The sequence below is a fragment of the Kitasatospora sp. NPDC041917 genome (assembly GCF_055589745.1).
On the sequence record NZ_JBVJBI010000041.1, the window covers coordinates 26,225 to 46,951 of the forward strand.

The 20,727-nt window shown below is 75.1% G+C and carries 26 protein-coding genes; 15 read left to right on the forward strand and 11 right to left on the reverse strand.

Features of this window, described 5'->3' with window-relative positions; genetic code table 11:
* The first annotated feature begins 63 nt into the window (after positions 1–63).
* The 4 genes from ACZ6EM_RS33060 to ACZ6EM_RS33075 all read left to right on the forward strand — a co-directional run bounded on the left by ACZ6EM_RS33060 (position 64) and on the right by ACZ6EM_RS33075 (position 2,544).
* Entirely contained in the window at positions 64–996 is a 933-nt protein-coding gene (locus tag ACZ6EM_RS33060; RefSeq protein ID WP_465773983.1) for a YndJ family protein, read from the forward strand.
* A complete protein-coding gene (locus tag ACZ6EM_RS33065) occupies positions 993–1,505 on the forward strand; it encodes a DUF1990 family protein (protein ID WP_465773984.1) in 513 nt (170 codons plus the stop codon). Before ACZ6EM_RS33060 ends, ACZ6EM_RS33065 begins: the two co-directional genes overlap by 4 nt.
* Before the next feature lie 149 nt (positions 1,506–1,654).
* The gene (locus ACZ6EM_RS33070; RefSeq protein WP_401054810.1) at positions 1,655–2,302 is read left to right on the forward strand and encodes a hypothetical protein; all 648 of its coding nucleotides are present in this window, start codon (positions 1,655–1,657) and stop codon (positions 2,300–2,302) included.
* Positions 2,299–2,544 (forward strand): hypothetical protein, encoded by a 246-nt coding sequence (locus ACZ6EM_RS33075; protein WP_401054812.1) that lies wholly within the window; start codon positions 2,299–2,301, stop codon positions 2,542–2,544. The genes ACZ6EM_RS33070 and ACZ6EM_RS33075 overlap by 4 nt, the downstream gene beginning before the upstream one ends.
* On the opposite strand, the gene ACZ6EM_RS33080 is transcribed toward ACZ6EM_RS33075, so the two are convergent.
* From ACZ6EM_RS33080 to ACZ6EM_RS33090, 3 genes are read right to left on the reverse strand one after another with little or no spacing between them, the layout of a single operon-like run.
* Positions 2,512–3,354 (reverse strand): zf-HC2 domain-containing protein, encoded by an 843-nt coding sequence (locus ACZ6EM_RS33080; RefSeq protein WP_465773985.1) that lies wholly within the window; start codon positions 3,352–3,354, stop codon positions 2,512–2,514. The two genes, ACZ6EM_RS33075 and ACZ6EM_RS33080, sit on opposite strands and share 33 nt — an antisense overlap.
* Positions 3,351–3,908, reverse strand: a complete 558-nt coding sequence (locus ACZ6EM_RS33085) for a sigma-70 family RNA polymerase sigma factor (protein ID WP_465774004.1) — start codon at positions 3,906–3,908, stop codon at positions 3,351–3,353. The genes ACZ6EM_RS33080 and ACZ6EM_RS33085 overlap by 4 nt, the downstream gene beginning before the upstream one ends.
* A 48-nt stretch (positions 3,909–3,956) precedes the next feature.
* Positions 3,957–4,529, reverse strand: coding sequence for a hypothetical protein (locus ACZ6EM_RS33090; protein ID WP_401054815.1), 573 nt, complete (start codon positions 4,527–4,529; stop codon positions 3,957–3,959).
* A gap of 195 nt (positions 4,530–4,724) precedes the next feature.
* On the opposite strand from ACZ6EM_RS33090, the gene ACZ6EM_RS33095 reads away from it, so the two are divergent.
* The gene (locus tag ACZ6EM_RS33095) at positions 4,725–5,114 is read left to right on the forward strand and encodes a thioredoxin family protein (RefSeq protein WP_359900171.1); all 390 of its coding nucleotides are present in this window, start codon (positions 4,725–4,727) and stop codon (positions 5,112–5,114) included.
* A gap of 93 nt (positions 5,115–5,207) precedes the next feature.
* Here ACZ6EM_RS33095 and ACZ6EM_RS33100 read toward each other — a convergent pair whose 3' ends face one another.
* Positions 5,208–6,170, reverse strand: a complete 963-nt coding sequence (locus ACZ6EM_RS33100) for a helix-turn-helix transcriptional regulator (protein WP_465773986.1) — start codon at positions 6,168–6,170, stop codon at positions 5,208–5,210.
* A gap of 295 nt (positions 6,171–6,465) precedes the next feature.
* Between ACZ6EM_RS33100 and ACZ6EM_RS33105 the strand changes: the two genes are divergently transcribed.
* The 5 genes from ACZ6EM_RS33105 to ACZ6EM_RS33125 all read left to right on the forward strand — a co-directional run bounded on the left by ACZ6EM_RS33105 (position 6,466) and on the right by ACZ6EM_RS33125 (position 12,116).
* Positions 6,466–7,200, forward strand: a complete 735-nt coding sequence (locus ACZ6EM_RS33105) for an alpha/beta fold hydrolase (RefSeq protein ID WP_452177195.1) — start codon at positions 6,466–6,468, stop codon at positions 7,198–7,200.
* 221 nt (positions 7,201–7,421) lie between these two features.
* Entirely contained in the window at positions 7,422–8,864 is a 1,443-nt protein-coding gene (locus ACZ6EM_RS33110) for a dihydrolipoyl dehydrogenase family protein (RefSeq protein ID WP_465773987.1), read from the forward strand.
* A gap of 210 nt (positions 8,865–9,074) precedes the next feature.
* Positions 9,075–10,169: a WD40/YVTN/BNR-like repeat-containing protein gene (locus ACZ6EM_RS33115; protein ID WP_401047881.1), complete on the forward strand. Its 1,095-nt coding sequence runs from the start codon at positions 9,075–9,077 to the stop codon at positions 10,167–10,169.
* Positions 10,170–10,246: 77 nt separating this feature from the next.
* On the forward strand, positions 10,247–10,999 hold the full coding sequence (locus ACZ6EM_RS33120; protein WP_359900162.1) for a GNAT family N-acetyltransferase: 753 nt from the start codon (positions 10,247–10,249) through the stop codon (positions 10,997–10,999).
* Between the two features lie 100 nt (positions 11,000–11,099).
* Complete coding sequence (locus ACZ6EM_RS33125; protein ID WP_401047878.1) at positions 11,100–12,116, forward strand: LacI family DNA-binding transcriptional regulator; 1,017 nt, start codon at positions 11,100–11,102, stop codon at positions 12,114–12,116.
* Positions 12,117–12,166: 50 nt separating this feature from the next.
* On the opposite strand, the gene ACZ6EM_RS33130 is transcribed toward ACZ6EM_RS33125, so the two are convergent.
* The 3 genes from ACZ6EM_RS33130 to ACZ6EM_RS33140 all read right to left on the reverse strand — a co-directional run bounded on the left by ACZ6EM_RS33130 (position 12,167) and on the right by ACZ6EM_RS33140 (position 13,962).
* Positions 12,167–12,685, reverse strand: coding sequence for a GNAT family N-acetyltransferase (locus ACZ6EM_RS33130; protein WP_387692815.1), 519 nt, complete (start codon positions 12,683–12,685; stop codon positions 12,167–12,169).
* A 119-nt stretch (positions 12,686–12,804) separates the two neighbouring features.
* Positions 12,805–13,266 carry a molybdopterin-dependent oxidoreductase gene (locus tag ACZ6EM_RS33135; RefSeq protein ID WP_359900154.1) on the reverse strand — a complete coding sequence of 154 codons (462 nt, stop codon included), beginning with the start codon at positions 13,264–13,266 and terminating at the stop codon, positions 12,805–12,807.
* Between the two features lie 231 nt (positions 13,267–13,497).
* Positions 13,498–13,962 carry a MarR family winged helix-turn-helix transcriptional regulator gene (locus ACZ6EM_RS33140; RefSeq protein WP_359900199.1) on the reverse strand — a complete coding sequence of 155 codons (465 nt, stop codon included), beginning with the start codon at positions 13,960–13,962 and terminating at the stop codon, positions 13,498–13,500.
* Positions 13,963–14,080: 118 nt separating this feature from the next.
* Between ACZ6EM_RS33140 and ACZ6EM_RS33145 the strand changes: the two genes are divergently transcribed.
* Complete coding sequence (locus ACZ6EM_RS33145; protein ID WP_401047874.1) at positions 14,081–14,863, forward strand: dioxygenase family protein; 783 nt, start codon at positions 14,081–14,083, stop codon at positions 14,861–14,863.
* Between the two features lie 126 nt (positions 14,864–14,989).
* Positions 14,990–15,583, forward strand: coding sequence for a maleylpyruvate isomerase N-terminal domain-containing protein (locus tag ACZ6EM_RS33150; RefSeq protein ID WP_465773988.1), 594 nt, complete (start codon positions 14,990–14,992; stop codon positions 15,581–15,583).
* 15 nt (positions 15,584–15,598) lie between these two features.
* On the opposite strand, the gene ACZ6EM_RS33155 is transcribed toward ACZ6EM_RS33150, so the two are convergent.
* The 3 genes from ACZ6EM_RS33155 to ACZ6EM_RS33165 are packed head-to-tail and all read right to left on the reverse strand — an operon-like array spanning position 15,599 to position 16,996.
* Positions 15,599–15,985 (reverse strand): VOC family protein, encoded by a 387-nt coding sequence (locus ACZ6EM_RS33155; RefSeq protein ID WP_401047868.1) that lies wholly within the window; start codon positions 15,983–15,985, stop codon positions 15,599–15,601.
* Positions 15,986–15,995: 10 nt separating this feature from the next.
* On the reverse strand, positions 15,996–16,541 hold the full coding sequence (locus tag ACZ6EM_RS33160; RefSeq protein WP_465773989.1) for a GNAT family N-acetyltransferase: 546 nt from the start codon (positions 16,539–16,541) through the stop codon (positions 15,996–15,998).
* Positions 16,538–16,996 (reverse strand): group II truncated hemoglobin, encoded by a 459-nt coding sequence (locus ACZ6EM_RS33165; protein ID WP_465773990.1) that lies wholly within the window; start codon positions 16,994–16,996, stop codon positions 16,538–16,540. The genes ACZ6EM_RS33160 and ACZ6EM_RS33165 overlap by 4 nt, the downstream gene beginning before the upstream one ends.
* A 190-nt stretch (positions 16,997–17,186) precedes the next feature.
* Here ACZ6EM_RS33165 and ACZ6EM_RS33170 point away from each other — a divergent pair, with 190 nt between their 5' ends.
* Genes ACZ6EM_RS33170 through ACZ6EM_RS33180 form a run of 3 tightly spaced genes read left to right on the forward strand, consistent with a single transcriptional unit; the run spans position 17,187 to position 19,933 of the window.
* A complete protein-coding gene (locus ACZ6EM_RS33170) occupies positions 17,187–17,951 on the forward strand; it encodes an SDR family NAD(P)-dependent oxidoreductase (protein WP_465773991.1) in 765 nt (254 codons plus the stop codon).
* Positions 17,952–17,971: 20 nt separating this feature from the next.
* Complete coding sequence (locus ACZ6EM_RS33175; protein WP_401048962.1) at positions 17,972–18,346, forward strand: MerR family transcriptional regulator; 375 nt, start codon at positions 17,972–17,974, stop codon at positions 18,344–18,346.
* A 51-nt stretch (positions 18,347–18,397) separates the two neighbouring features.
* Entirely contained in the window at positions 18,398–19,933 is a 1,536-nt protein-coding gene (locus tag ACZ6EM_RS33180) for an AMP-binding protein (RefSeq protein ID WP_465773992.1), read from the forward strand.
* On the opposite strand, the gene ACZ6EM_RS33185 is transcribed toward ACZ6EM_RS33180, so the two are convergent.
* On the reverse strand, positions 19,926–20,702 hold the full coding sequence (locus tag ACZ6EM_RS33185) for a helix-turn-helix transcriptional regulator (RefSeq protein ID WP_401048956.1): 777 nt from the start codon (positions 20,700–20,702) through the stop codon (positions 19,926–19,928). The genes ACZ6EM_RS33180 and ACZ6EM_RS33185 overlap by 8 nt on opposite strands.
* Positions 20,703–20,727 lie beyond the last annotated feature (25 nt).

A 20,727-nucleotide genomic window follows, 5' to 3' on the forward strand; every position in this document is an offset into this window, starting at 1 on the left:
AACTCGGCCGCGTAGAGTCGGCGACGCAAGCCATTTGAACACGTTCAAGGGGGTGTGCCCGCGATGGGAAAGGGCACCACGGAGCTGGTCGACCTGCTGATCCTGCTCGGCATGGGCGCCGTCGTCCCGCTCGGCCTCGCCCTCGTCGACGAGCCCGGGCTCACCCGGATCCGCCGGCTCTGGCCGCTCGTCGCCGTACCCGGCGCGCTCTCGCTCTGGCTGCCCCGCGGCGGTCCGGCCACCGGCTGCGCCCTGCTCTACGCGCTCGGCACCCTGGCCGTCGCCCTGCACGCGCCGCTGCGGCTGGCCCGCACCCGCTCGCTCGCGCCCGCCGAGATCGCGGTGCTCACCGCACTCGCCGCGCCCTCGGTGGCCGGGGTCGCCCTCGTCGCCGAACGCTCCGGCTACCCGCTGTTCGGCTTCGAACCGCACATCCTGGCACTCACCGTGCCGCACTTCCACTACGCCGGGTTCACCGCCGCCCTGGTCGCCGGACTGGTCTGCCGCGCCGCCCGCCCGGGCTCGGCCGCGGCCCGCTGCGCGGCGCTCAGCGTCCCGGCGGGCACCCTGCTGGTGCTGGCCGGATACTTCCTCGGCAACTGGTGGCAGTTCGCCGGGGCCGCCGTACTGACCACCGGAATGTGGCTGGTCGGCCTGGTCACCTGGCGCGAACTGCGGCCCCGCAGCGGCGATCCCGTCACCGCCCGGCTGCTCGCCGCCTCCTCGGCCGTCCTCGCGCTCACCATGCTGCTCGCCCTCTGGTGGGCACTCGGCCGGGCCGCCGGACTCCCCCACCCGACCCTGACCTGGATGGCCGCCACCCACGGCGTCGGCAACGCGCTCGGCTTCGCGCTCTGCGCCCTGCTCGCCTGGCGCCGGATCGCGGCTGATCGGACTGCCGCGGGCCGGACCGCCGTGGACCGCACTGCCGCGGAACGGACCGCCATGAACCCGACCGCCGCGGCCGGGACCGATGCAACGGAGACCGCTCGATGAACGACTACAGCTACCCCGAGCAGGGCGCCAGCCACACCGGCGAGCTGCCCGCCGGCTACAACCACCTGCGGCACAGCGCACTCATCGGCCACGGCCGCCCCGCGCTGGAGGCCGCCGGCGCCGCCCTGCTCGACTGGCGGATGCACCGGCTCGCGGGCGTCCGGATCGACGCGGCGGCCGACCGGGCCGCCCCCGGCGTCGCCGTGCGGTGCGCCATCGGCCTCGGCCCGCTGCGGGCCGGCGCCCCCAACCGGGTGCTGGCCGCGGTCGACGGCCCGGACCGGTACGGCTTCACCTACGGGACCAGGACCGGGCACCTGGCCCGGGGCGAGGAGACCTTCCTGGTCGAGCTGACCCCGGACGGCGGGGTCCGGTTCTCCGTCACCGCCTTCAGCCGACCGGTCGCCCGGTACGCCCGGCTCGCCGGCCCCCTGCTCCCCCTCGCCCAACGCGCCTTCGCCCACCACTGCGGCCGCGTCCTGGCCCGGATCGCGGCCCGGGCCGGCTGAGCACCGGCCGCCCCCACTCACCCGACGCACCTTCACCCACCACTGCGCACGCGCACCGACCCGGAGCACGGCGCGGGCCGGCCGGACGGCGGGCGGGCTGTGGGTAAATCCGCTCGTCGGGGCGGTGGTCCGTTCGGGATGATCGGCGGATGATGTCGATACGACCGGTCCTGGAGATCTTCGCCCCCGACGGCTTCGCGCTCTGGCCGACGGGCAGCCACGAGCCGTACGGGAGCCTCACGCTGAACGGGCGGCGGACGGCGGCCGAGGTCGGTACGGCGGTGTGGCGGCTGGCCGACTGCAACGACGTCGAGCCCGAATCCGAGCAGGCCGAGGAGCGCGGGCCGCGCCCGGCGGACCCGCTGGGCGGCTTCCTGCACGGGCTGCTCACCGAGTCGCACCCGTACGCCCCCGGCGGCCTGGTGGTGACCGACTCCGTCACCGGCGCCGTCTTCGAACCGGGCTGCTGCAACGGCCTGGAGGACTGGCGCGAGTGGCTGAACGTCACGGACGGCTCCGGCACGGCCTGGTTCGGGCACGACCCCGACGCCCGGGCCGAGTGCGTCGGCCGGGTCGTCCGGCTGACCCAGAACGCCGAGAACGGCGAGGGCCCGGTGATCGAGCTGCCGGTGGACGAACTGCGCCGGCTGCTCGCCGGAGTCGAGCGGGACCTGCGGGACTTCCTCGCCCTGGCCGCGCGCTGGGCCGGGCAGCAGCTGCCCGAGCACGCCGCCGCCGTCACCGCCGCGCTCGCCCGGGCACTGGACCTGGAGCCGGCCCCGGAGCTTCCGTCATGACCAGCTTCCACACCCACCGGGCCCGGGTGCACGACGCCGTGCTCCCGCCGTACCGGCGGCACAGCTTCGAGCCCGCGCTGCGGGTCGGCTGGAGCCGGACCTGGCGGCGGGAGCACATGACCGGCTCCGGCGAGCCGAGCCCGCACTGGCCGGGCGTGCGGGGCACGGCCCGGGTGGAGCGGCTGGAGTCGTACACGGTCGACCTGGAGTCAGGTGTGGTGCGCCGGGACCGCGACCAGTAGCGCGCCGCTGTCCTGGACCCGGACCTCGAAGTGGTCGATGTCCCCGGGCTGGAGGGCCGCCCCACCGGTGGTGCGCACGGTGCCGTCCCCGCCCCCGTAACCGCTCGCGGGGACGGACCAGCTGGTGACCGTCTGCTGCTCGCCGGTGCGCGGGACGGCGACCAGCCGGCACGTCAACGGGCCTTGGACGCCGGAGAGTTGCAGGCTCACGCGGGTGCCCCAGGTGGTGCCGTCCAGGCCGACGGTGGCGTGCGCGCCGGTGCTCGGGTCGGTGGCGCTGAACTGCTCGGCCACCGCGACCACGGCGGGCGCGTGCTCGGCGGTGAGCACCGCGGCGGTGACGGCGGGGCCGGCCGCCACCATCGCGGTCGCGGCCAGGGCCAGCACCAGTCGCCGGATCCGGCCCCGCCGCCGGGTGGTGCCGACCTCGGCGACCAGTCGGTCCAGCAGCTGCGGGCCCGGCTGCGGGGCGGAGCCGGCCGGGTCCGTTCCGGCCGCCCGCGCGGTGGCCGAGTACTCGGCCAACATCGGCTCCACGGAGCCGAGTTCGGCCACCTTTTCGGCGCACTGCGGGCAGTCGGCGAGGTGCTGTTCGAAGGCGGTGTGCTCGGCGGGCTCCAGCAGGCCGAGGACGTACGCGCCGACGTCCACGTGCTCCGGGCCGACGACGGGATCACGAGGTGTTCCGGAGCTGCCGCGATGAGCGCCGGAGGCCTCGGGGTGTGCACCGGAGGCCTGGTGGTGAGCGCCGGAGGCGTCGCCCGGCGGGCCGGGCGTCCGGTCGGGGTCCGGGTCGGGGTGTCCGGTCACGATGTCACTCCCCGTTCCTCCAGCGCGAGCCTGAGCGAGCGCAGCGCGTAGAACACCCGCGAGCGCACCGTCCCGGCCGGGATGCCGAGTTCGGCGGCCGCCTCGACGGCCGTGCGGCCCTTCAGGTAGGTCTCGACGATGATCTCCCGGTGCGCGGGCGAGAGGTCGGCCAGTGCGTCCGCGACGGTCATCATCCGCAGGGCCCGGTCGGTCTCCTCCTCGGCGGGCAGCTGCTCCAGCACCGCGGCGTCCACCTCCCGCGGCCGGGCCATGGCGCTGCGGTGGCCGTCGATCACGATCCGCCGGGCGACCGTGACCAGCCAGGGCCGCAGTGAGCCGGCCTCCGGGTCGAGCCGGTGGATGTTGCGCCAGGCGCGGACCAGCGTCTCCTGCACCACGTCCTCGGCCCGCTGCCGGTCCCCGGCGACCAGGTGGAGCACGAACCCGAACAGCGGACCGGCGTGCTCCCGGTAGAGGGCGCGCATCAACTCCTCGTCCGGCGCCGCCGTACCGTGGCCGCCGGCGCGTCCGACGGGGTGCTGCTCGGTCACCACTTCATCGTTGCGCACCCGGGCCTCCCGGTCGAGGGCGGTCGGGACCGGTCAGTAGCCCGGGGTGCTGGGCATCGGGTTGCTGGGTGCCGGCGTGCTGGGCGCCGGGGTGCCGGGCATCTGCGGGGAACCGGCCGCGGTGCCCGCCCTGCCGCCGCTCGGGGTCAGCGCGAACCAGGTGCCGCCGACGCCCTGGCCCTTGGTGTCGCCGGGCTTGGTGTCCGGCGAGTAGCGGTAGGCCGGCCAGCCGTTCAGGGTGACCTGCTTGGTGCCGTCGGCGCGGGTGACGGTGCCGACCAGCTTGCTGTCGATGCCCTTCACCGTGACGTTGCCGTTGGCGTGCTCGGGCGGCCAGATGACGGCGCAGCTGCCGTTGCAGGAGGACTCCGGCGGGCTGTTCCGGTCCTGGTCGAAGCGGTAGAGCGTGAAGCCGGCGCTGTCGGTGACGATCGTGCCCAGCTTCGGGTCCTGGGCGGTCTGCATGGTGACTCCCGCCGGGGCGCTCGGGCTGCTCGACGGGTGCGACGAGCCGCCGGATGACCCGCAGCCGGCGATCAGGGCGGCGGCCGCGATGCCGGAGGCGGTCAGGACCAGGGTCCGGCGGGTGCGGAGTGTGGCGGGCATGGGGTGCCTCCCGCGGGGGAAGGGGTCGGGACGGACCGGACACCCTTCTGTACGGGTGGTGGCCGCCGAGTGCTCAACCCCGGCGCCGGGAGTTCCCCGAGCCCCCCGCAACTCCCCCGGAATACGCCGCCGACCGGCACCGTTGTGCCGGGCGACGGTCTGAGCCGCCACCTCCGGAAGGGAAGGAATCACGAGATGAGCAGCACGGTCGAGCTGACCAAGGAGAACTTCGACGACATCGTCCCGGGCCCGGAGGGCAAGGACTTCGTCTTCATCGACTTCTGGGCCGGGTGGTGCGGGCCGTGCCGCCAGTTCGCCCCGGTGTTCGAGAAGGCGGCCGAGCGCCACCCCGACCTGGTCTTCGCCAAGGTGGACACCGAGGCGCAGCACGAGCTGGCCGCCGCGTTCGAGGTCCAGTCGATCCCGACGCTGGCGATCGTCCGCGAGGGCGTACTCGTCTTCTCGCAGCCCGGCGCCCTGCCGGAGACGGTGTTCGAGGACCTGATCAACCAGGCCCGCAACCTGGACATGGCCGATGTGAAGCGCAAGGTCGCCGAGGAGAGGGCGGCCGGCGGCCAGGCCTGATCCGGACGCGGCCGGTACCGGTCCGGACGCCCGGGGGCCGGGGCCCGGGGAGCACCGTCTCCCCGGGCCCCCGCCCTACCCGGCCGCGGCCGCTCAGGCCGGTTCGGCGCCCCAGGCGGCGAGCCGGGCCGCGAGCGCCCGCACCTCGGCGCGCAGCGCGGCGGGCTCCCGGACGGTGAACGGCCACCCCAGGCCGGCCAGCAGCACCGCGACGCCGTCGAGGTTCTGCGCCCGGGCCCGCAGCAGCACGCGGTCCTCGGCGAGTTCGGTGAGCGTGCCGACGGCGGGCGGAAGCCGGCGGCGGGCCTCGGCGAGGCCGACCGCCAGCTCCACCTCCACCCGGTGCCGCCAGGGCGCACCGGCCAGTGACTCCACCACCCGCTGGACCGGGTCGAAGTCCTCGGGCGGCTCGAAGCCCGACTCTCCCTGCTCGACCCGGGTGATCCGGTCCAGCCGGAAGGTGCGCGGCTCGCCGCTCCGGTGGTCGAGGCCGGTGGTGTACCAGCGCCCGGAGTGGAAGACCAGCCCGTACGGGTCGAACTCGCGCTCACTGGGCCGGTCCTCGCGGTCCCGGTAGGCGAGCCGCACCCGGCGCCGCCGGCGGGCCGCCTCGGCCAGGGTGAACAGCGCTGCGGCGGCCGGGCCCGGGCCGGTGGCCCGGACGGCGGTGAGGCCCAGGGTCTGCTCGACGGCGGAGACCCGGTCGCGCAGCGAGGGCGGGAGCACCCGCTGGATCTTGGCGAGGGCGGTCCCGGTGGCCTCCTCCCCCACCGACAGGCCGGAGCTGCGGCCGGCCAGCAGGCCGAGCACGACGGAGACGGCCTCCTCCGGGTTGAGCATCAGCGGCGGCAGCCGGTAGCCGGGCCGCAGGCGGTAGCCCCCGTAGCGGCCCCGGTCGGCCTGGACGGGGATGCCGAGCTCGGCCAGCCGGGAAACGTAGCGGCGGACGGTGCGCTCGTCCACGTCGAGCCGGGCGGCCAGTTCGGCGCCGGTCAGGCCGGGGCGGTCCTGGAGCAGTTCCAGCAGGGCGAGGACACGGCTGACCGGGTGCTCCACCGTGCGTTCCTCCCGTCTCCTCGTCGGCTCCGAACCGGCTCCGTGCCGACTCCTCGCCGACTCCGTGCCGCCCTTGCGGACGCCTCTTCCGCCGGCCCCTTCCGGACGCCGTCCGGACACCCTCCGGACGCGCGGGGACGACGCGGAGGAAATGCGGGCGACTTCTGTCCGGATCCGATCCTAGAGTCGGCGGTGGAGGAGGCCCCAGCGGGGCGAAGCCCTCCCACGGGCCCCTCGACGCCTCCGGCCCGTCGAGGCCTCCCCCGGCATCCCCACCGACGAAGGAGTGATCCCCATGAGCACGTTCGTACTGGTCCCCGGATTCTGGATCGGCGCCTGGGCCTGGGACGAGGTGGCCGCGCCGCTGCGCGCGGCCGGGCACCGCGTGTACGCCGTCAGCCTGCCCGGGGTGGCCGAACGCGCCGTCGAGGCGGGCGAGTTCGGGCTGGAGGACCACATCGCCGACCTCGCCGCACTGCTGGTCCGGGAGGACCTGTCGGACGTCGTCCTGGTCGCGCACAGCGGCGCCTGCGCCCCGGTGGGCGGGCTCGCGGACCGGATGCCGGAGCGGATCCACCGGGTGGTCTACCTGGACAGCGGCCCGCTGATCGACGGCTCCGCGGTCCAGGACCTCTGGGAGCCCGACTACCGGCGGACGGCCGAGGCCTCGCTGGTCGACGGCCGTCTCCCGATGCCCTCCTGGGAGTACCTGGCCGAGCACGGCGCCAGCGTGGCGGGGCTGGACGGGGCCGCCCTCGCGCGCATCCGCTCCCGGGCCACCGCGCAGCCGGCCGGGGCGTTCCGGGACCGGCTGCGGCTGACCGGCGCCGGGGCCGCGCTGCCGCAGGCGCTGGTCTCCTGCTCCTTCCCGCTCTCCCAGGTTCGCGAGCTGATCGCCGCCGGGCACCCGTACTTCGCCGGGATGTCCGGGCCGAACTGGGAGCTGCGCGAACTGCCCACCGGGCACTGGCCGATGTTCTCCCGTCCGGCCGACACGGCGGCCCTGCTGGCGGAGCTGGCCGCGCTCTGAGCCCGTCGGCCCGGCCCCTTCCGTCCCGCGCCGGGCCGACGGGCCGTCCCGTCCGCGCCCAGCGGTGTGCCCCACGGCGCCCTCGGCGTGTCCGACCGTCGCGCAACCGCGCCCGGACCGGCAGGATGGGGCCCACGCCGTACCCGAGCGAGGAGCGAGCACACGCCCGTCATCCCCGCCGTGCGGACCGGGGTGGCCATCGAGACGACGGAGGACAGGGCATGACCAGCACCGCCGAGGAGTACGACGTCATCGTCCTGGGAGCCGGTCCGACCGGCGAGAACGTGGCCGACCGGACGGTCGCCGCAGGGCTGAGCACCGTGATCGTGGAGGCCGAGCTGGTCGGCGGCGAGTGCTCGTACTGGGCCTGCATGCCCAGCAAGGCGCTGCTGCGGCCGGTGGCCGCGCTGGCCGACGCCCGCGCGGTGGCCGGCTCCCGGGAGGCGGTCGACGGCCGACGGCTGGACCCGACCGCGGTGCTGGCCCGGCGGAACTCCTTCGCCTCCGGCTGGAAGGACGACGGCCAGGTGCGGTGGCTGCGGGACACCGGCATCGAGCTGGTCCGCGGCCACGGCCGGCTGGCCGGGGAGCGGACGGTGACGGTGGAGGCCGAGGACGGCAGCGAGCGGGTGCTCACCGCCCGGCACGCCGTCGTGGTGTGCACCGGCAGCCGCCCGGTGCTGCCCGCGCACGTGCCGGGGCTCGCCGAGGCCCACCCGTGGACCAACCGGGAGGCCACCGGCTCGCAGACCGTCCCCGGGCGGCTGGCCGTGGTCGGTGGCGGGGTGGTCGGGGTGGAGATGGCCGCCGCCTGGCGGGCGCTCGGCTCCGAGGTGACGCTGCTGGTGCGCGGTGACGGACTGCTGCCGAGGATGGAGCCGTTCGCGGGCGAGCTGGTCGCAGAGGGCCTGCGGGCCGCCGGGGTCGACCTCCGCTTCGGCACCGAGGTCACCGCGCTGGAGCGGGCGGACGGCTCCGGGCCGGTGACCCTCGCCCTCGACGGCGGCGGGACGCTGACCGTCGACCAGGTGCTGTACGCGACCGGCCGGGCCCCGCGCACCGCCGACGTCGGGCTGGAGCAGGTCGGCCTGAAGCCGGGCGACTGGCTGGAGGTGGACGACAGCTGCACGGTGCTCGGTGTGGACGGCGAGTGGCTCTACGCCGCCGGGGACGTCAACCACCGGGCGCTGCTCACCCACCAGGGCAAGTACCAGGCCCGAATCACCGGCGCGGCGATCGCCGCCCGCGCCCAGGGGCTCCCGCTGGACACCTCGCGCTGGGGCGCGCACGCCGCGTCCGCCGACCTCGCGGGCGCGCCCCAGGTGGTGTTCACCCAGCCGGAGGTCGCCGCCGTCGGTCTGACCCGCGCCGCCGCCGAGGCGGCCGGGCTGCGGGTGAAGACCGTCGACCACGAGATCGGCTCCGTCGCCGGGGCCTCGCTCTACGGCGACGACTACCGCGGCCGGGCCCGGGTGGTCTTCGACCTGGACCGGAAGGTGCTCGTCGGCGCCTGCCTGGTCGGCCCCGGGGTGGCCGAACTGCTGCACTCGGCCACCGTCGCGGTGGTCGGCGAGGTGCCGATCGACCGGCTCTGGCACGCGGTGCCCTCGTACCCGACGATCAGCGAGGTCTGGCTGCGGCTGCTGGAGGACTGCCGGGGGTAGCGACCTACGGTCCGCGGGCGGGCGGGCGGCGCTCCCGCGGGCGGGCAACCCGGGCGGCCGGCGCTCCCGCGGGCCCCCGGACGGCCCTCGTTCGTGTCGGCCTCCCGGGTGACCGGCGCGGCGAGATGTGGCCGCCGGTGGTCGGCGGGACACTGGCGGTCGGAGGGGCCGTCCCGGGGGGGCCGTGCACATGACCAGGTGGTGTGAGGCATGACCGAGGTGCTGTTGGCCGTCGGAACCGAGAAGGGCCTCTTTCTCGGCCGCAGCCGCGACCGGCTGACGTGGGAGTTCAGCGGGCCGCACTTCCCGATGAACGCGATCTACTCGGTCTCCATCGACCGCCGCGACGGCCGGACCAGAGTGCTGGTCGGCGCCGACAGCAGCCACTGGGGCCCCTCGGTCTGGCGCTCCGACGACCTCGGCGCCGGCTGGTACGAGCCGCCGCGGCCGGCCATCCGCTTCCCCGAGTCCACCGGCGCCTCGCTCACCCGGGTCTGGCAGCTCCAGCCCGCCGGGGCGGAGGCCCCCGGCGTCGTCTACGCGGGCACCGAACCGGCCGCGCTGTTCCGCTCCACCGACGGCGGCGAGAGCTTCGCGCTGGTCGAGCCGCTCTGGAACCACCCGCAGCGGTCGCAGTGGGGCGCCGGGTACGGCGGCCAGGGCCTGCACACCATCCTGACCGACCCGCGCGACCCGCAGCGGCTGCTGGTCGCCGTCTCCAGCGGCGGCGTCTACCGCAGCAAGGACGGCGGCGACAGCTGGCAGCCCTCCAACACCGGCCTGCGCGCCGAGTTCCTCCCGGAGGAGGGCCAGTACCCCGAGTTCGGCCAGTGCGTGCACAAGATCGCCCAGGACCCCGTCCACCCGGACCGGCTCTACCTCCAGAACCACGGCGGCGTCTACCGCAGCGACGACTGGGGCGCCGGCTGGCGCTCGATCGTGGACGGGCTGCCCGCCGAGTTCGGCTTCGCCGTGGCCGCCCACCCGCGCCGGGCCGGCACCGCCTACCTCTTCCCGCTCGGCGGCTCGGACGACCGCATCCCGCCCGGCCGCCGCTGCCGGGTCTTCCGCACCACCGACGGCGGCACCAGCTGGCAGCAGCTCGCCCAGGGCCTGCCCGGCGAGGACCACTACGGCATCGTGCTGCGCGACGCCCTGCGCACCGACGACGCCGACCCGGCGGGCATCTACTTCGGCAACCGGACCGGCGAGGTGTACGGCAGCCGGGACGAGGGCGAGAGCTGGTCGCTGCTGCTCTCCCACCTGCCGGACGTGCTCTGCGTCCGGGCCGCGGTGGTGGCCTGAAATAACCGGTTGCCGGACGGCCGGGCCTCGGTGAGCATGGGCCGCCGACGAACGATCGCACGATTGTGGGGTGGGCCATGGCCGAGGACTGGGTGGTCAGGCGCGGTGCCGACGGCGAGCCGGTGCTGCGCTACCTGCTGGACGAGCGGGAGGGGCGGCCCTGGGCCGACCTGCTGGAGGTCCTGGACGGATCGGTGGACGCCGCCGGGTTCATCCGGGCCGAGCTGCCCGGCTGGGTGGTCTCCGGCCCTCCCGCGCTCGGGCAGGAGCTGGTGACGCACGGCGCGCGGGTGCTGCGGCACGCCCACACCTTCCGCCGCGACCTGCGCGCCGATCCCCCGCCCGCCGACTGGGCCGGGACGCCGCTGCGCGAGGGCCTGCGGACGGTGCCCTGCGACCGCGCGCCCGAGGAGCTGTACGAGGCCTGGCGGGGCGCGTTCCACCCCGGCCACGTCGACTTCTACCCGGGTGAGAAGGCCCAGGTGCTGGCCGAGCGGCTCGGCCTGCTGCTCGAAGGGAAGGTCATCGGCCCGGTACTGCCGTCCAGCCTGCTGGCGGTGGACGCCGAGGACCGCGTGGTCGCCGGGCTGATCCTCACCGACCGCGACGGCCGGCCGTGGATCGCCGACGTCTTCCGCCACCCGGAGCGCGGCTACCGCGGCCTCGGCGCCGACCTGCTGCGCCGCACCGTCGGGGACGCCGCCGCACGCGGGCTCGCCGACGTGACCCTCGTGGTGTCCGAGGGCAACCCGGCCCGCCGGCTCTACGAGTCGCTGGGCTTCCTGCTCCAGGAGACCTCGCTCACGGTGGTCGTGCCCGACGCGGCCTAACTGGCACTTGTGCCCGGCACGGGGCCGATCGGGGCGGCCGGACGCCGGCCGAAGACTCGGCAAACAGGCTGGTCGCAGGGGCTGTGTAGGCTCAACGGTCATGGCGAGGGTGACACGGGACGATGTGGCGCGGGTGGCGGGGACGTCCACGGCGGTCGTGAGTTATGTGATCAACGACGGGCCGCGGCCGGTGGCGGCGGCGACCCGGGCGCGGGTGCTCGCGGCGGTCGAGGAGCTCGGCTACCGGCCGAACCGGGTCGCCCAGGCGATGGCCCGACGGCGGACCGACCTGCTCGGGATGGTCGTGCCGGACGCCCGCCAGCCGTTCTTCGCCGGGCTCGCGCACGCCGTCGAGCAGGCCGCCGCCGAGCACGGCCGGCTGCTGCTGATCGGCAACTCCGACTACGCCGACGAACGCGAGGCCCACTACATCCGCGCCTTCCTCGGGATGCAGGTGGACGGTCTGATCCTGGTCACCCAGGACCCGGCCACCCCCGGGCTGACCGGCTTCGACGTGGCCGACGGCACCCCCGTCGTGCTGCTGCACCACCGGGCGGAGAGCATCGGCGGCGTCGCCGTGGTCGCGGACGACGAGGGCGGCGCCCGCGAGGTGGTCCGCCACCTGCTCGGGCACGGCCACGCCGAGGTGCACTGCTTCGGCGGCACCCTCGCGCTCAGCCCGCACGACCCGGTCACCGGGCGGACGGCCGGCTGGGCCGCCGCGCTGGAGGAGGCCGGGCTGCCCGTCGACGGGCGGCTCGTCCCGGCCCCGTTCGACCGGGTCCGGGCGCACGCCGAGGCGCTCGCCCTGCTCGCCCGGCCCGACCGGCCGTCCGCCGTGTTCTGCACGACGGACGACCAGGCGATCGGCCTGCTGCGGGCCGCCGACGACCTCGGCATCCGGGTGCCGGAGGACCTCGCGGTGGCCGGCTTCGACGACATCGCCGAGGCGGTGATCGCCGGGCCCGCCCTGACCACCGTCACCACGGCGCAGGACGAGATGGCCCGCGCCGCGCTGGAACTCGTCCTCGGCGGGCCGGAGCGCCGTGCCCGGGGCGCCCGCACCTTCCCGGCCCAGCTGGTGGTCCGGCGCTCCTGCGGCTGCCCGCCGGCCTGACCCCCGGGGCGCCGGGGGCGCAGACCGACGGCGAGAGGATCCGGGGCCGCTCAGCCTTCGAGCAGTTCGTCCGCGAGCAGGTCCATCAGCAGGTTGTCGTGCCAGGTGCCGTCCGGGCCGCGCTCGTACTGGCGCATGGTGCCGACGGTGCGGAAGCCGACCTTGGTGTAGCAGCGGATCGCGGCGAGGTTGTCCTCCGCCGGGTCGATCACCAGCCGGTGGTAGTGGTGGTCGTGCACCAGGTGCCTGGCCATCGTGCGCACGGCGTCGGTGCCCAGGCCCAGGCCGTGCACCGTCGGATCGAGGTAGAGGTCCATCCCGGCGTGCCGGTACTCGTCGTCGTTGTTGGCGTACCACTGGATGGCACCGACCACCTTGCCGCCGAGGTCGATCGCGAAGGTCTCGGTGCCGGGCGATTCCAGGTCGTTGGCGACCTCGCCGGCCAGGTCGTCGCCGCCCCGCCAGCGGGAGAACACCTCGGGCGTGCCGCGGATGGCCGCCAACGCCGGGATGTCCTCGCCGGTGGCCGGGCGGAGCGTGACCAAGGTGCCGTGAAGAATCGTCCCCATATGGGGCATGTTGGCACGGAAACCCGGCTCCGGCGAGTGTTTTCGGACCGCCGTCCGGCCCTTCCGGCGTGCGGCCGCCGGGCCGGGGCCGCAGGGCCCGTGGGACGGGCGGCCGGGCGTCAGGCCGCGGGGGGCGCCGGGTCGCCGAGAGGGCCGAGCCAGACGGCGGTGACGGAGCTGACGTAGCGGGCGCCGCAGCGGTCGTCGGGGACGACGAGCTGCGGGCCGGCCGCGTCCAGCGGGGCGCCGTCCATGCTGGTGGCGAGCAGGATCTGCTGGCCGCCGAAGTCCGGGTCGATCTCGGCCCAGGAAACCACCGCCCGGTGGCCGTCGGCGCCGGCCACCGAGAGCAGGAAGCGCAGCCGCTGCTTGCGGCCGGAGAAGTCGATCCGCGGGCGGGCGGCGCGCAGCACGTCCAGCAGTGTCGGGCCCTCGTAGCCGTGGCGCTGCTCGCCCGCGCTCCGGCAGTCGAAACCGACCTCGACCCGGCGGGCGGGGAGGGCGCGCAGTTGCGCCACCGTCAGCTCGGCGGGGCGGTCGAGGTGGCCGTGGAGTCGGACGGTGGGTCTCGCCGGGGTCATGGGTGCTCCCTCCTCGCGGGCCACGGCACCGCGGCCCGCGAGGAGGACTACCCGAGGGGCCGCTCGGGCATTCGCAACTGCCAGGATGGATGCCGCCATTCATCCGCAATTGCGATGGCGAACCCCCTGTACCGTCGGAATCTGCGATCAGTCGCCGTCGAACTGCGGCGGACGGCGGACGGGGCGGACGGCGGACGGGGCGGAGGGCGGACGACCGGGTCCCGCGGCAGGCTAGGCGTCCTCCAGGCGCAGCCGGGCACTGACCGTACCGAGACCCTCGGCGAGCACGGCGAGCTGCTCGCGGGTGAGCACGTCGATCAGCAGCTCGCGCACCAGGGCGACGTGTCCGGGCGCGGCCTGGCGCAGCGCCTCCCGCCCCTGGTCGGTGAGTTCGGCGATGACGCCGCGCACGTCGCTGGGACAGGAGCGGCGGGCGACCAGGCCGGCCCGCTCCAGCTGGGTGACCTGGTAGGTCAGGCCGCTCTTGGAGGTGACCAGCTTGTCGGCGAGTTCGGTCATCCGCAGCGAGCCGCCGGGGGCCGCGGACAGGTGCACCAGGATCTCGTACTGCTGGTGGGAGAGCCCGGAGTCCTCCTTGAGCTGGCGTTCCAGCCGCCGGTTCAGCAGGTTGCTCGCGACGACGAAGCCCCGCCAGGCGGCCGCCTCGTCCGGGTCCAGCCAGCGGGGTTCGTTCAGTGAGGACATGGGGTGAAGCCTACTCCTGTTGTTCAAATTCGAACGAAGGTGTACCGTCGATCCCGTAGACGGTTCAAATTTGAACTACCACCTGTCGAACGGTCCCGAGGAGGACGCCATGAGCACCGCGGCCCCCGAGCGCATGCCCGCCCTGTACCTGTCGCACGGCGCGCCGCCGCTGGCCGACGACCCGGTCTGGCCGGGCGAACTGGCCGCCTGGTCCGCCGACCTGCCCCGGCCCAAGGCGGTCCTCATGGTCTCCGCCCACTGGGAGGAGGCCCCGCTCGCCCTCGGCGCCGTCACCACCGTCCCGCTGGTGTACGACTTCTGGGGCTTCCCCGAGCACTACTACCGGGTCCAGTACGCCGCCCCCGGCGCACCGGAACTCGCCGAACGCGTGCGCAAGCTGCTGCGCGCCCCCGGCACGCCCGTCCAGGACATCCCCGAGCGCGGACTCGACCACGGCGCATACGTCCCGCTGGTGGAGATGTACCCGGACGCCGACGTCCCGGTGCTCCAGGTCTCGCTGCCCACCCTCGACCCGCAGCGGCTGATGGAGATCGGCCGCAAGCTCGCCCCGCTCCGCGACGAGGGCGTGCTGATCGTCGGCAGCGGCTTCTTCACCCACAACCTCCGGGCGCTCAGCAACGACGGCCGGATCACCTCGGTGATGGCCGAGTTCGACGACTGGGGCCGGCGCGCCCTGGAGGCCCACGACCTGGACGCACTGCTCGACTTCGAGCACAAGGCCCCGGCCGGACGCCTCGCCCACCCCCGCACCGAGCACTTCGCCCCGCTGTTCGTCACCCTCGGCGCCGGCGAGGGCGACCTGGACAGCCAGCGCAGCGTCATCGACGGGTTCTGGATGGGCCTGGCCAAGCGCTCGATCCAGCTGGGCTGAACCCCTCGTGCGGGACCCCCCGGGGTTCCGCGCGAGGAACGGCCGGCGGGGCGCCCGCCGGTGCACCCGGGCTGCCCTGACCCCGCTGCCTGGTTTATCGTGTGACGCTCCGTCGAAGGAGTGATCATGCGCAACGGCGACGCCGTACGAACCGCCCTGGAAGCCTCGCTGGCGGCCCTCGCCCCGCACACCGCGGACCGCGACTGGGACCTGCCCGCCGGGCTCCTGGAGTGGAGCTGCCGCGACACCGCCGCCCACATCGCCCACGACCTGCTCGCCTACGCCGGCCAGCTCGCCGCCCGCCCCCGGGACCGCTACCTGCCGCTGGACCTCACCGTCCGGCCCGAGGCCGACCCGGCCCGGGTGCTCACCGTGGTCACCGCCGCCGGGCAGCTCCTCGCCACCGCCCTGGACGCCGCCCCGCCCGAGCTGCGCGCCTACCACCACGGGCCCTGCGATCCGTCCGGCTTCGCCGCCATGGGCGTCGCCGAGACCCTGCTGCACACCCACGACATCACCAGCGGCCTCGGCCTGCCCTGGCGGCCGCCCGCCGAGCTGTGCCGCCTCGTGCTCGACCGGCTCTTCCCGCACGCGCCGCAGGAGCCGGCCGCCCACCCGGCGGAGGTCCTGCTCTGGTGCACCGGGCGAGGGGAACTGAACGGCCGCCCGCGCAAGTCCTCGTGGATCTGGCGGGCGGCCGTGGGCGAGTGGCCGGACTGAGGCCGGTCCGACCGGTCAGGCGGCCCCGGTCGCGACCCGCTCGGCCTCGCTGCGCTCGACGCAGAACTCGTTGCCCTCGGGGTCGGCCAGGGTGACCCAGCCCTTGCCGTCCGGGGTGCGGTGGTCGGCCAGCACGGTGGCGCCCAGGGCGACCAGGCGCTCCACCTCCTCGTCCCGGCCGCGGTCCTGCGGCTGGAGGTCGAGGTGGGTCCGGTTCTTCACCGACTTGCCCTCGGGCACCCGGATGAAGAGCAGCGAGGCGCCGGCGGAGTCCACCAGCGCCTCGTCGTCACCGGGGTTGTCGTCCTCGCCCAGGGTGCCCTCCAGCGCCCGGGCCCAGAAGGCGGCCAGGGCGTGCGGGTCTGCGCAGTCGATCGTCACATGTCGTACCAGAGAAGCCATGCGTCCACTCTCACCTGCACCGTTCGATGTCGTCCAGCCTTTTCCGGGAGTGCCGGTGCCCGTCCAGCGGGTACGGCGGGAAGGCCGGGACGATCTCCGTGAAGGCGTAGCCACTCTTCTCCGCGACCCGGCAGGAGGCGTGGTTGTCGCCCGCATGGAGCAGGTCGATCCGGCGCAGACCGTCCTCGGCGAAGGTGGCGAAGGCCCAGGTGGTGAGGGCCTCCACCGCGCGCGGGGCCACGCCCCGGCCGCGGGCCGGGGCGGCCGTCCAGTACCCCACCTCGGCCGTCCCCCCGCCGGGGGCGGGGTACTTGAGCGCGACGTTGCCGACCAGCTCGCCGCCGTCCAGGACGGCGAAGCTGTACCGGGTGCCGGCCGCCCGGCCCTCCTCCTGGGCGCGCAGCCAGTGCGCGGCCTGGTCGGCGTCGTCCACCAGGGTACGGAGGAAGCGGCGCAGGGTCTCGTCCCGGTAGGCCTCGATCAGGGCCGGCGCGTCGGCGTCCTCGAAGGGGCGCAGCAGCAGGCCGTCGGCCATCGGCAGTGCGGCGACGGTCACTTGAGACCATCCCAGCCCCAGCGCGGGGTCGGGCCGGGATCGCCGAGGTCGGTGCCGACCGGGGAGGCGGAGACGTCCTCGGCGATCCTGGTGCCCCAGTCGAAGTACTCCAGCACCCGGCGGCGCAGCAGCTCGTCCTCGGGCAGCTCCGCGCGGACGGCCTCGGCCATCAGCTCCATCCAGCGCAGCCGCTGCTCCTCGGTGATGGCCAGGCCCAGGTGGGCGCGGAGCAGCGCCTGGTGACCGCCCAGTTCACCGGTGTAGCCCGCCGGGCCGCCGAAGACCTCGGCCAGCCAGACCGCGACGCGCTCGATGTGGGTGGGGGTGAAGTCGGCGAAGACCGGGGCGAGCAGGGGGTCGGCGAGGACGTCCCGGTAGAAGGTGCGGCTGAGCCGGCGCAGGGCGTCGATGCCGCCGACGGCCTCGTAGAGCGGGCCGGACCGTTGATCGTTCATGGGTGTGCTCCCCGTGGTTGGACCGTGCGTTGCGACCTTCCTAGCAGGCTGGGGCGCGAACAGCGGGCCCGGGCCCGCTGTTCGCGCCGGGTTCGGCGAGCGCCGGGTTCGGCGAGCGGCGGGTTCGGCGAGCGGCGGGCGGGGCTCCCGCTTGACCCTGACGTTGGCGGCAGGGTCGCAGGGTGGGGACATGAACGACGAGAGCGGGACGCGGGGCAGGGTCGTGGTGGTCACCGGGGCCGGGACGGGGATCGGGCGGGAGACGGCGCGGGCCTTCGCGGCCGAGGGGGCGCGGGTGCTGGCGGTGGGACGGCGGCTCGAACCGCTGGCCGGGACGGCGGCCGCGCACCCGGCGCTGATCGAGCCGCTGACCGCGGACGTGACCGGGCCGGACGCCCCGGAGGAGATCGTCCGGGTGGCCGTGGAGCGGTTCGGGCGGCTGGACGTGCTGGTCAACAATGCCGCGATCGTGCAGAGCCGGCAGGGCCTCGGCGACTTCGACCGGGCGGGCGTCGAGGCGCTGCTGGCCACCAACCTGGTCGCCCCGGTGCTGCTCGGGCAGGCCGCGCTGCCCGAGCTGGAGCGGAGCCGGGGCGTGGTGGTCAACGTCAGCACGGCCGTCGGGCAGCGGGGCTGGCCGGGCAACTCGGTGTACGCGGCGAGCAAGGCGGCACTGGAGACGGTCACCCGCAGCTGGGCGGTGGAGCTGGCGCCGCGCGGGGTCCGGGTGGTGGCGGTGGCGCCCGGGGCGATCGACACGCCGATCGGCGAGCACTCCGGGTACGGCCCCGAGCAGCGGGCGGCGATCCGGCGGTGGCAGATCGAGCACACCCCGCTGGGCCGGATCGGCCGCCCGGCGGAGGTGGCCTGGGCGATCACCCAACTGGCCTCGCCGCAGGCCGCGTTCGTGACCGGCGTAGTGTTCTCGGTGGACGGCGGCGCGCTGGTGGGCTGACCGGGAGGGGACGGGTGGCGGTGCGGATCGGCGAGCTGGCGGCCCGGACGGGCAGTACCGCGCGCGCTCTGCGGCACTACGAGCAGGCCGGGCTGATCGAGTCCGGGCGGGCGCCGAACGGCTACCGCGAGTACGGCGAGTCGGCGGTCGTCCGGGTGCGCAACATCCGCGCGCTGGTCGCCGCCGGGCTCACCCTGGAGGACCTCCGGCCGCTGCTGGGGTGCCTGGACGGGGACGTGCTGGCGGGCCGGCCGTCCGCGCGGGTGCTGGGGATCGCCCGGGAGCGGCTGGCGGTGCTGGAGCGCCGGATCGCCGCCCAGACGGAGGCCCGCGACCGGCTGGTGGCGGCGCTGACGGCGGCCGGGGAGGCGGATCCGGTGCCCACGGGCGGGTGACACCCCCGTTCGGGGGTGTGCAGGGCGCGGGCGGGGGAGGACAGTGGGCGCATGCAGATTCCACTCTCCGTGATGGACTTCCTCGACCGGGCCGAGCTGGTCTACGGCGACCGGGTCGGCATCGTCGACGAGCCGGTACAGCCGGCCGAATCCTGGGGCGAGCTGAGCTACCGCAGGGTCGCCGAGCTGGCCCGGGCCCAGGCCGCCGGGCTGGACCGGCTCGGCGTCGGGCCGGGCGAGCGGGTCGCGGTCGTCTCGCACAACTCGGCCCGGCTGCTGACCTCCTTCTTCGGGGTGAGCGGGCACGGCCGGGTGCTGGTGCCGGTGAACTTCCGGCTGAAGGCCGAGGAGGTGTCGTACATCGTCGAGCAGAGCGGCGCCTCGGTGCTGCTGGTCGACCCCGAGGTCGCCGACTCCCTGCACGGGGTGGTGGCCAAGCACAAGTTCGTGCTGGGCGCGGACAGCGACGCCGTGCTGTACGACTTCGACGGCACCCCGCGGCGGTACGCGGTGGACGAGAACGACACCGCCACCATCAACTACACCAGCGGAACCACCGCCCGCCCCAAGGGCGTTCAGCTCACCCACCGCAACATCTGGCTGAACGCGACGCTGATGGGCCTGCACTACGGCGCGAACGACCGGGACGTCTACCTGCACACCCTGCCGATGTTCCACGCCAACGGCTGGGGCCTGCCGTTCTCGCTCACCGGCCTGGGCGCCCGGCACATCGTGCTGCGCAAGGTGGACGGCGCGGAGATCCTGCGCCGGGTCGAGCGGCACGGGGTGACCTTCCTGTCCGGCGCGCCGGCCGTGGTCCAGATGGTGCTGGACGCGGCCGCCGACCGGGACGGCCCGGTGCCCGGCCGGGACCGGGTGCGGATGATCGTGGCCGGCGCCCCGCCGCCGACCTCGGTGGTGCAGCAGGTCGAGGAGCAGCTGGGCTGGGAGTTCATGCAGCTGTACGGCCTGACCGAGACCTCCCCCGCGGTCACGGTCAACCGCACCCGGGCCGAGTGGGACGCGCTGCCGGCCGCCGAGCGGGCCGAGAAGCTGGTGCAGGCGGGCGCCCCGGCGCTCGGCACCCAGCTGCGGGTGGATCCCTCCGGGGAGGTGCTGGTGCGCTCCAACACCGTCCTGGACGGCTACTGGCAGCAGCCGGATGCCTCGGCCGAGGCACTGCGGGACGGCTGGTTCCACACCGGCGACGGCGGCACCCTCACGGACGGGCAGCTGACCATCTCCGACCGCAAGAAGGACGTCATCATCAGCGGCGGGGAGAACGTCTCCTCGATCGAGGTGGAGGACTGCCTGTACGACCATCCGGCGGTCGCCGAGACGGCGGTGATCGGCGTGCCGCACGAGAAGTGGGGCGAGACGGTGAAGGCGCTGGTGGTGCTCCGGGAAGGCCACGAGGCGGTCACCGAGGCCGAGTTGATCGCGCACTGCAAGCAGCGGCTGGCCGGCTACAAGTCGCCCACCACGGTGGAGTTCCGGGATGCCCTGCCGCGCACCGCCACCGGGAAGCTGCAGAAGTTCCGGCTGCGCGAGCCGTACTGGACCGGGCGGGAGCGCCAGGTCAACTGACGAGCCCCGACTCCCTCGCCGCGAGGGCGAGTTCGGTCCGGTTGCGGACGCCGAGCTTGCGCATCGCGGACTTGAGGTAGCCCGTCACCGTGTTGCAGGTCAGGCCCAGTCGGGCGGCGATCTCCGGGTTGGTCCGGCCGGTCGCCGCCCAGCGCAGCACCTCGTGCTCGCGCGGGGTCAACGGCGCTACGGGGGCGGCCTTCCGGGGCCGCTCGCGACTCCAGGCGGCGGCCCCGGCGAGCGCCCGGGCCGCCGCCCTCGCCAGCGTGCCGACCGCGGAGATCCGCACGTCCCCGAACGGGACGACGGTGCGCAGCGAGGCGTACACCACGCCGTGCACGGTGCCGCCGTCCATCAGCGGGACGGTGAGCATCGCGTACAGGTCCTCGGCGGCCACGGCCGCGTCGTAGTGGTGCGAAATCGTCGTCGCCGCACGGTAGTCGGGCACCCAGGTCGGCGAGCGCTCGGCGAGCGCCCGGCCGCCGAGGCCGAGTCCGGCCGGGACGGGGACGTCGTGCAGCAGGTCGGCCCGGGTGCCGGCCCAGTGCCGCAGCACCATGCCCTCGCTGTCGGGGCGGCTGCCGGGCAGCGGCTCGGGCACGCCGACCAGGCCGACGTCGACGCCGCACTCGGCCACCACCCGGCGGGCGAGGTCACCGAGCACGGCGTCCCGCACCAGCTCGGCGGCGCGCGCGGCCAGTTCGGGGTCGTCGGGTCGCGCAGCGTCGGCGACGGGTTGCGCAAGGTGGGGGTCCGCAGCCCTGGTCATCGCGGAATTGTCACACGCGGTGGGG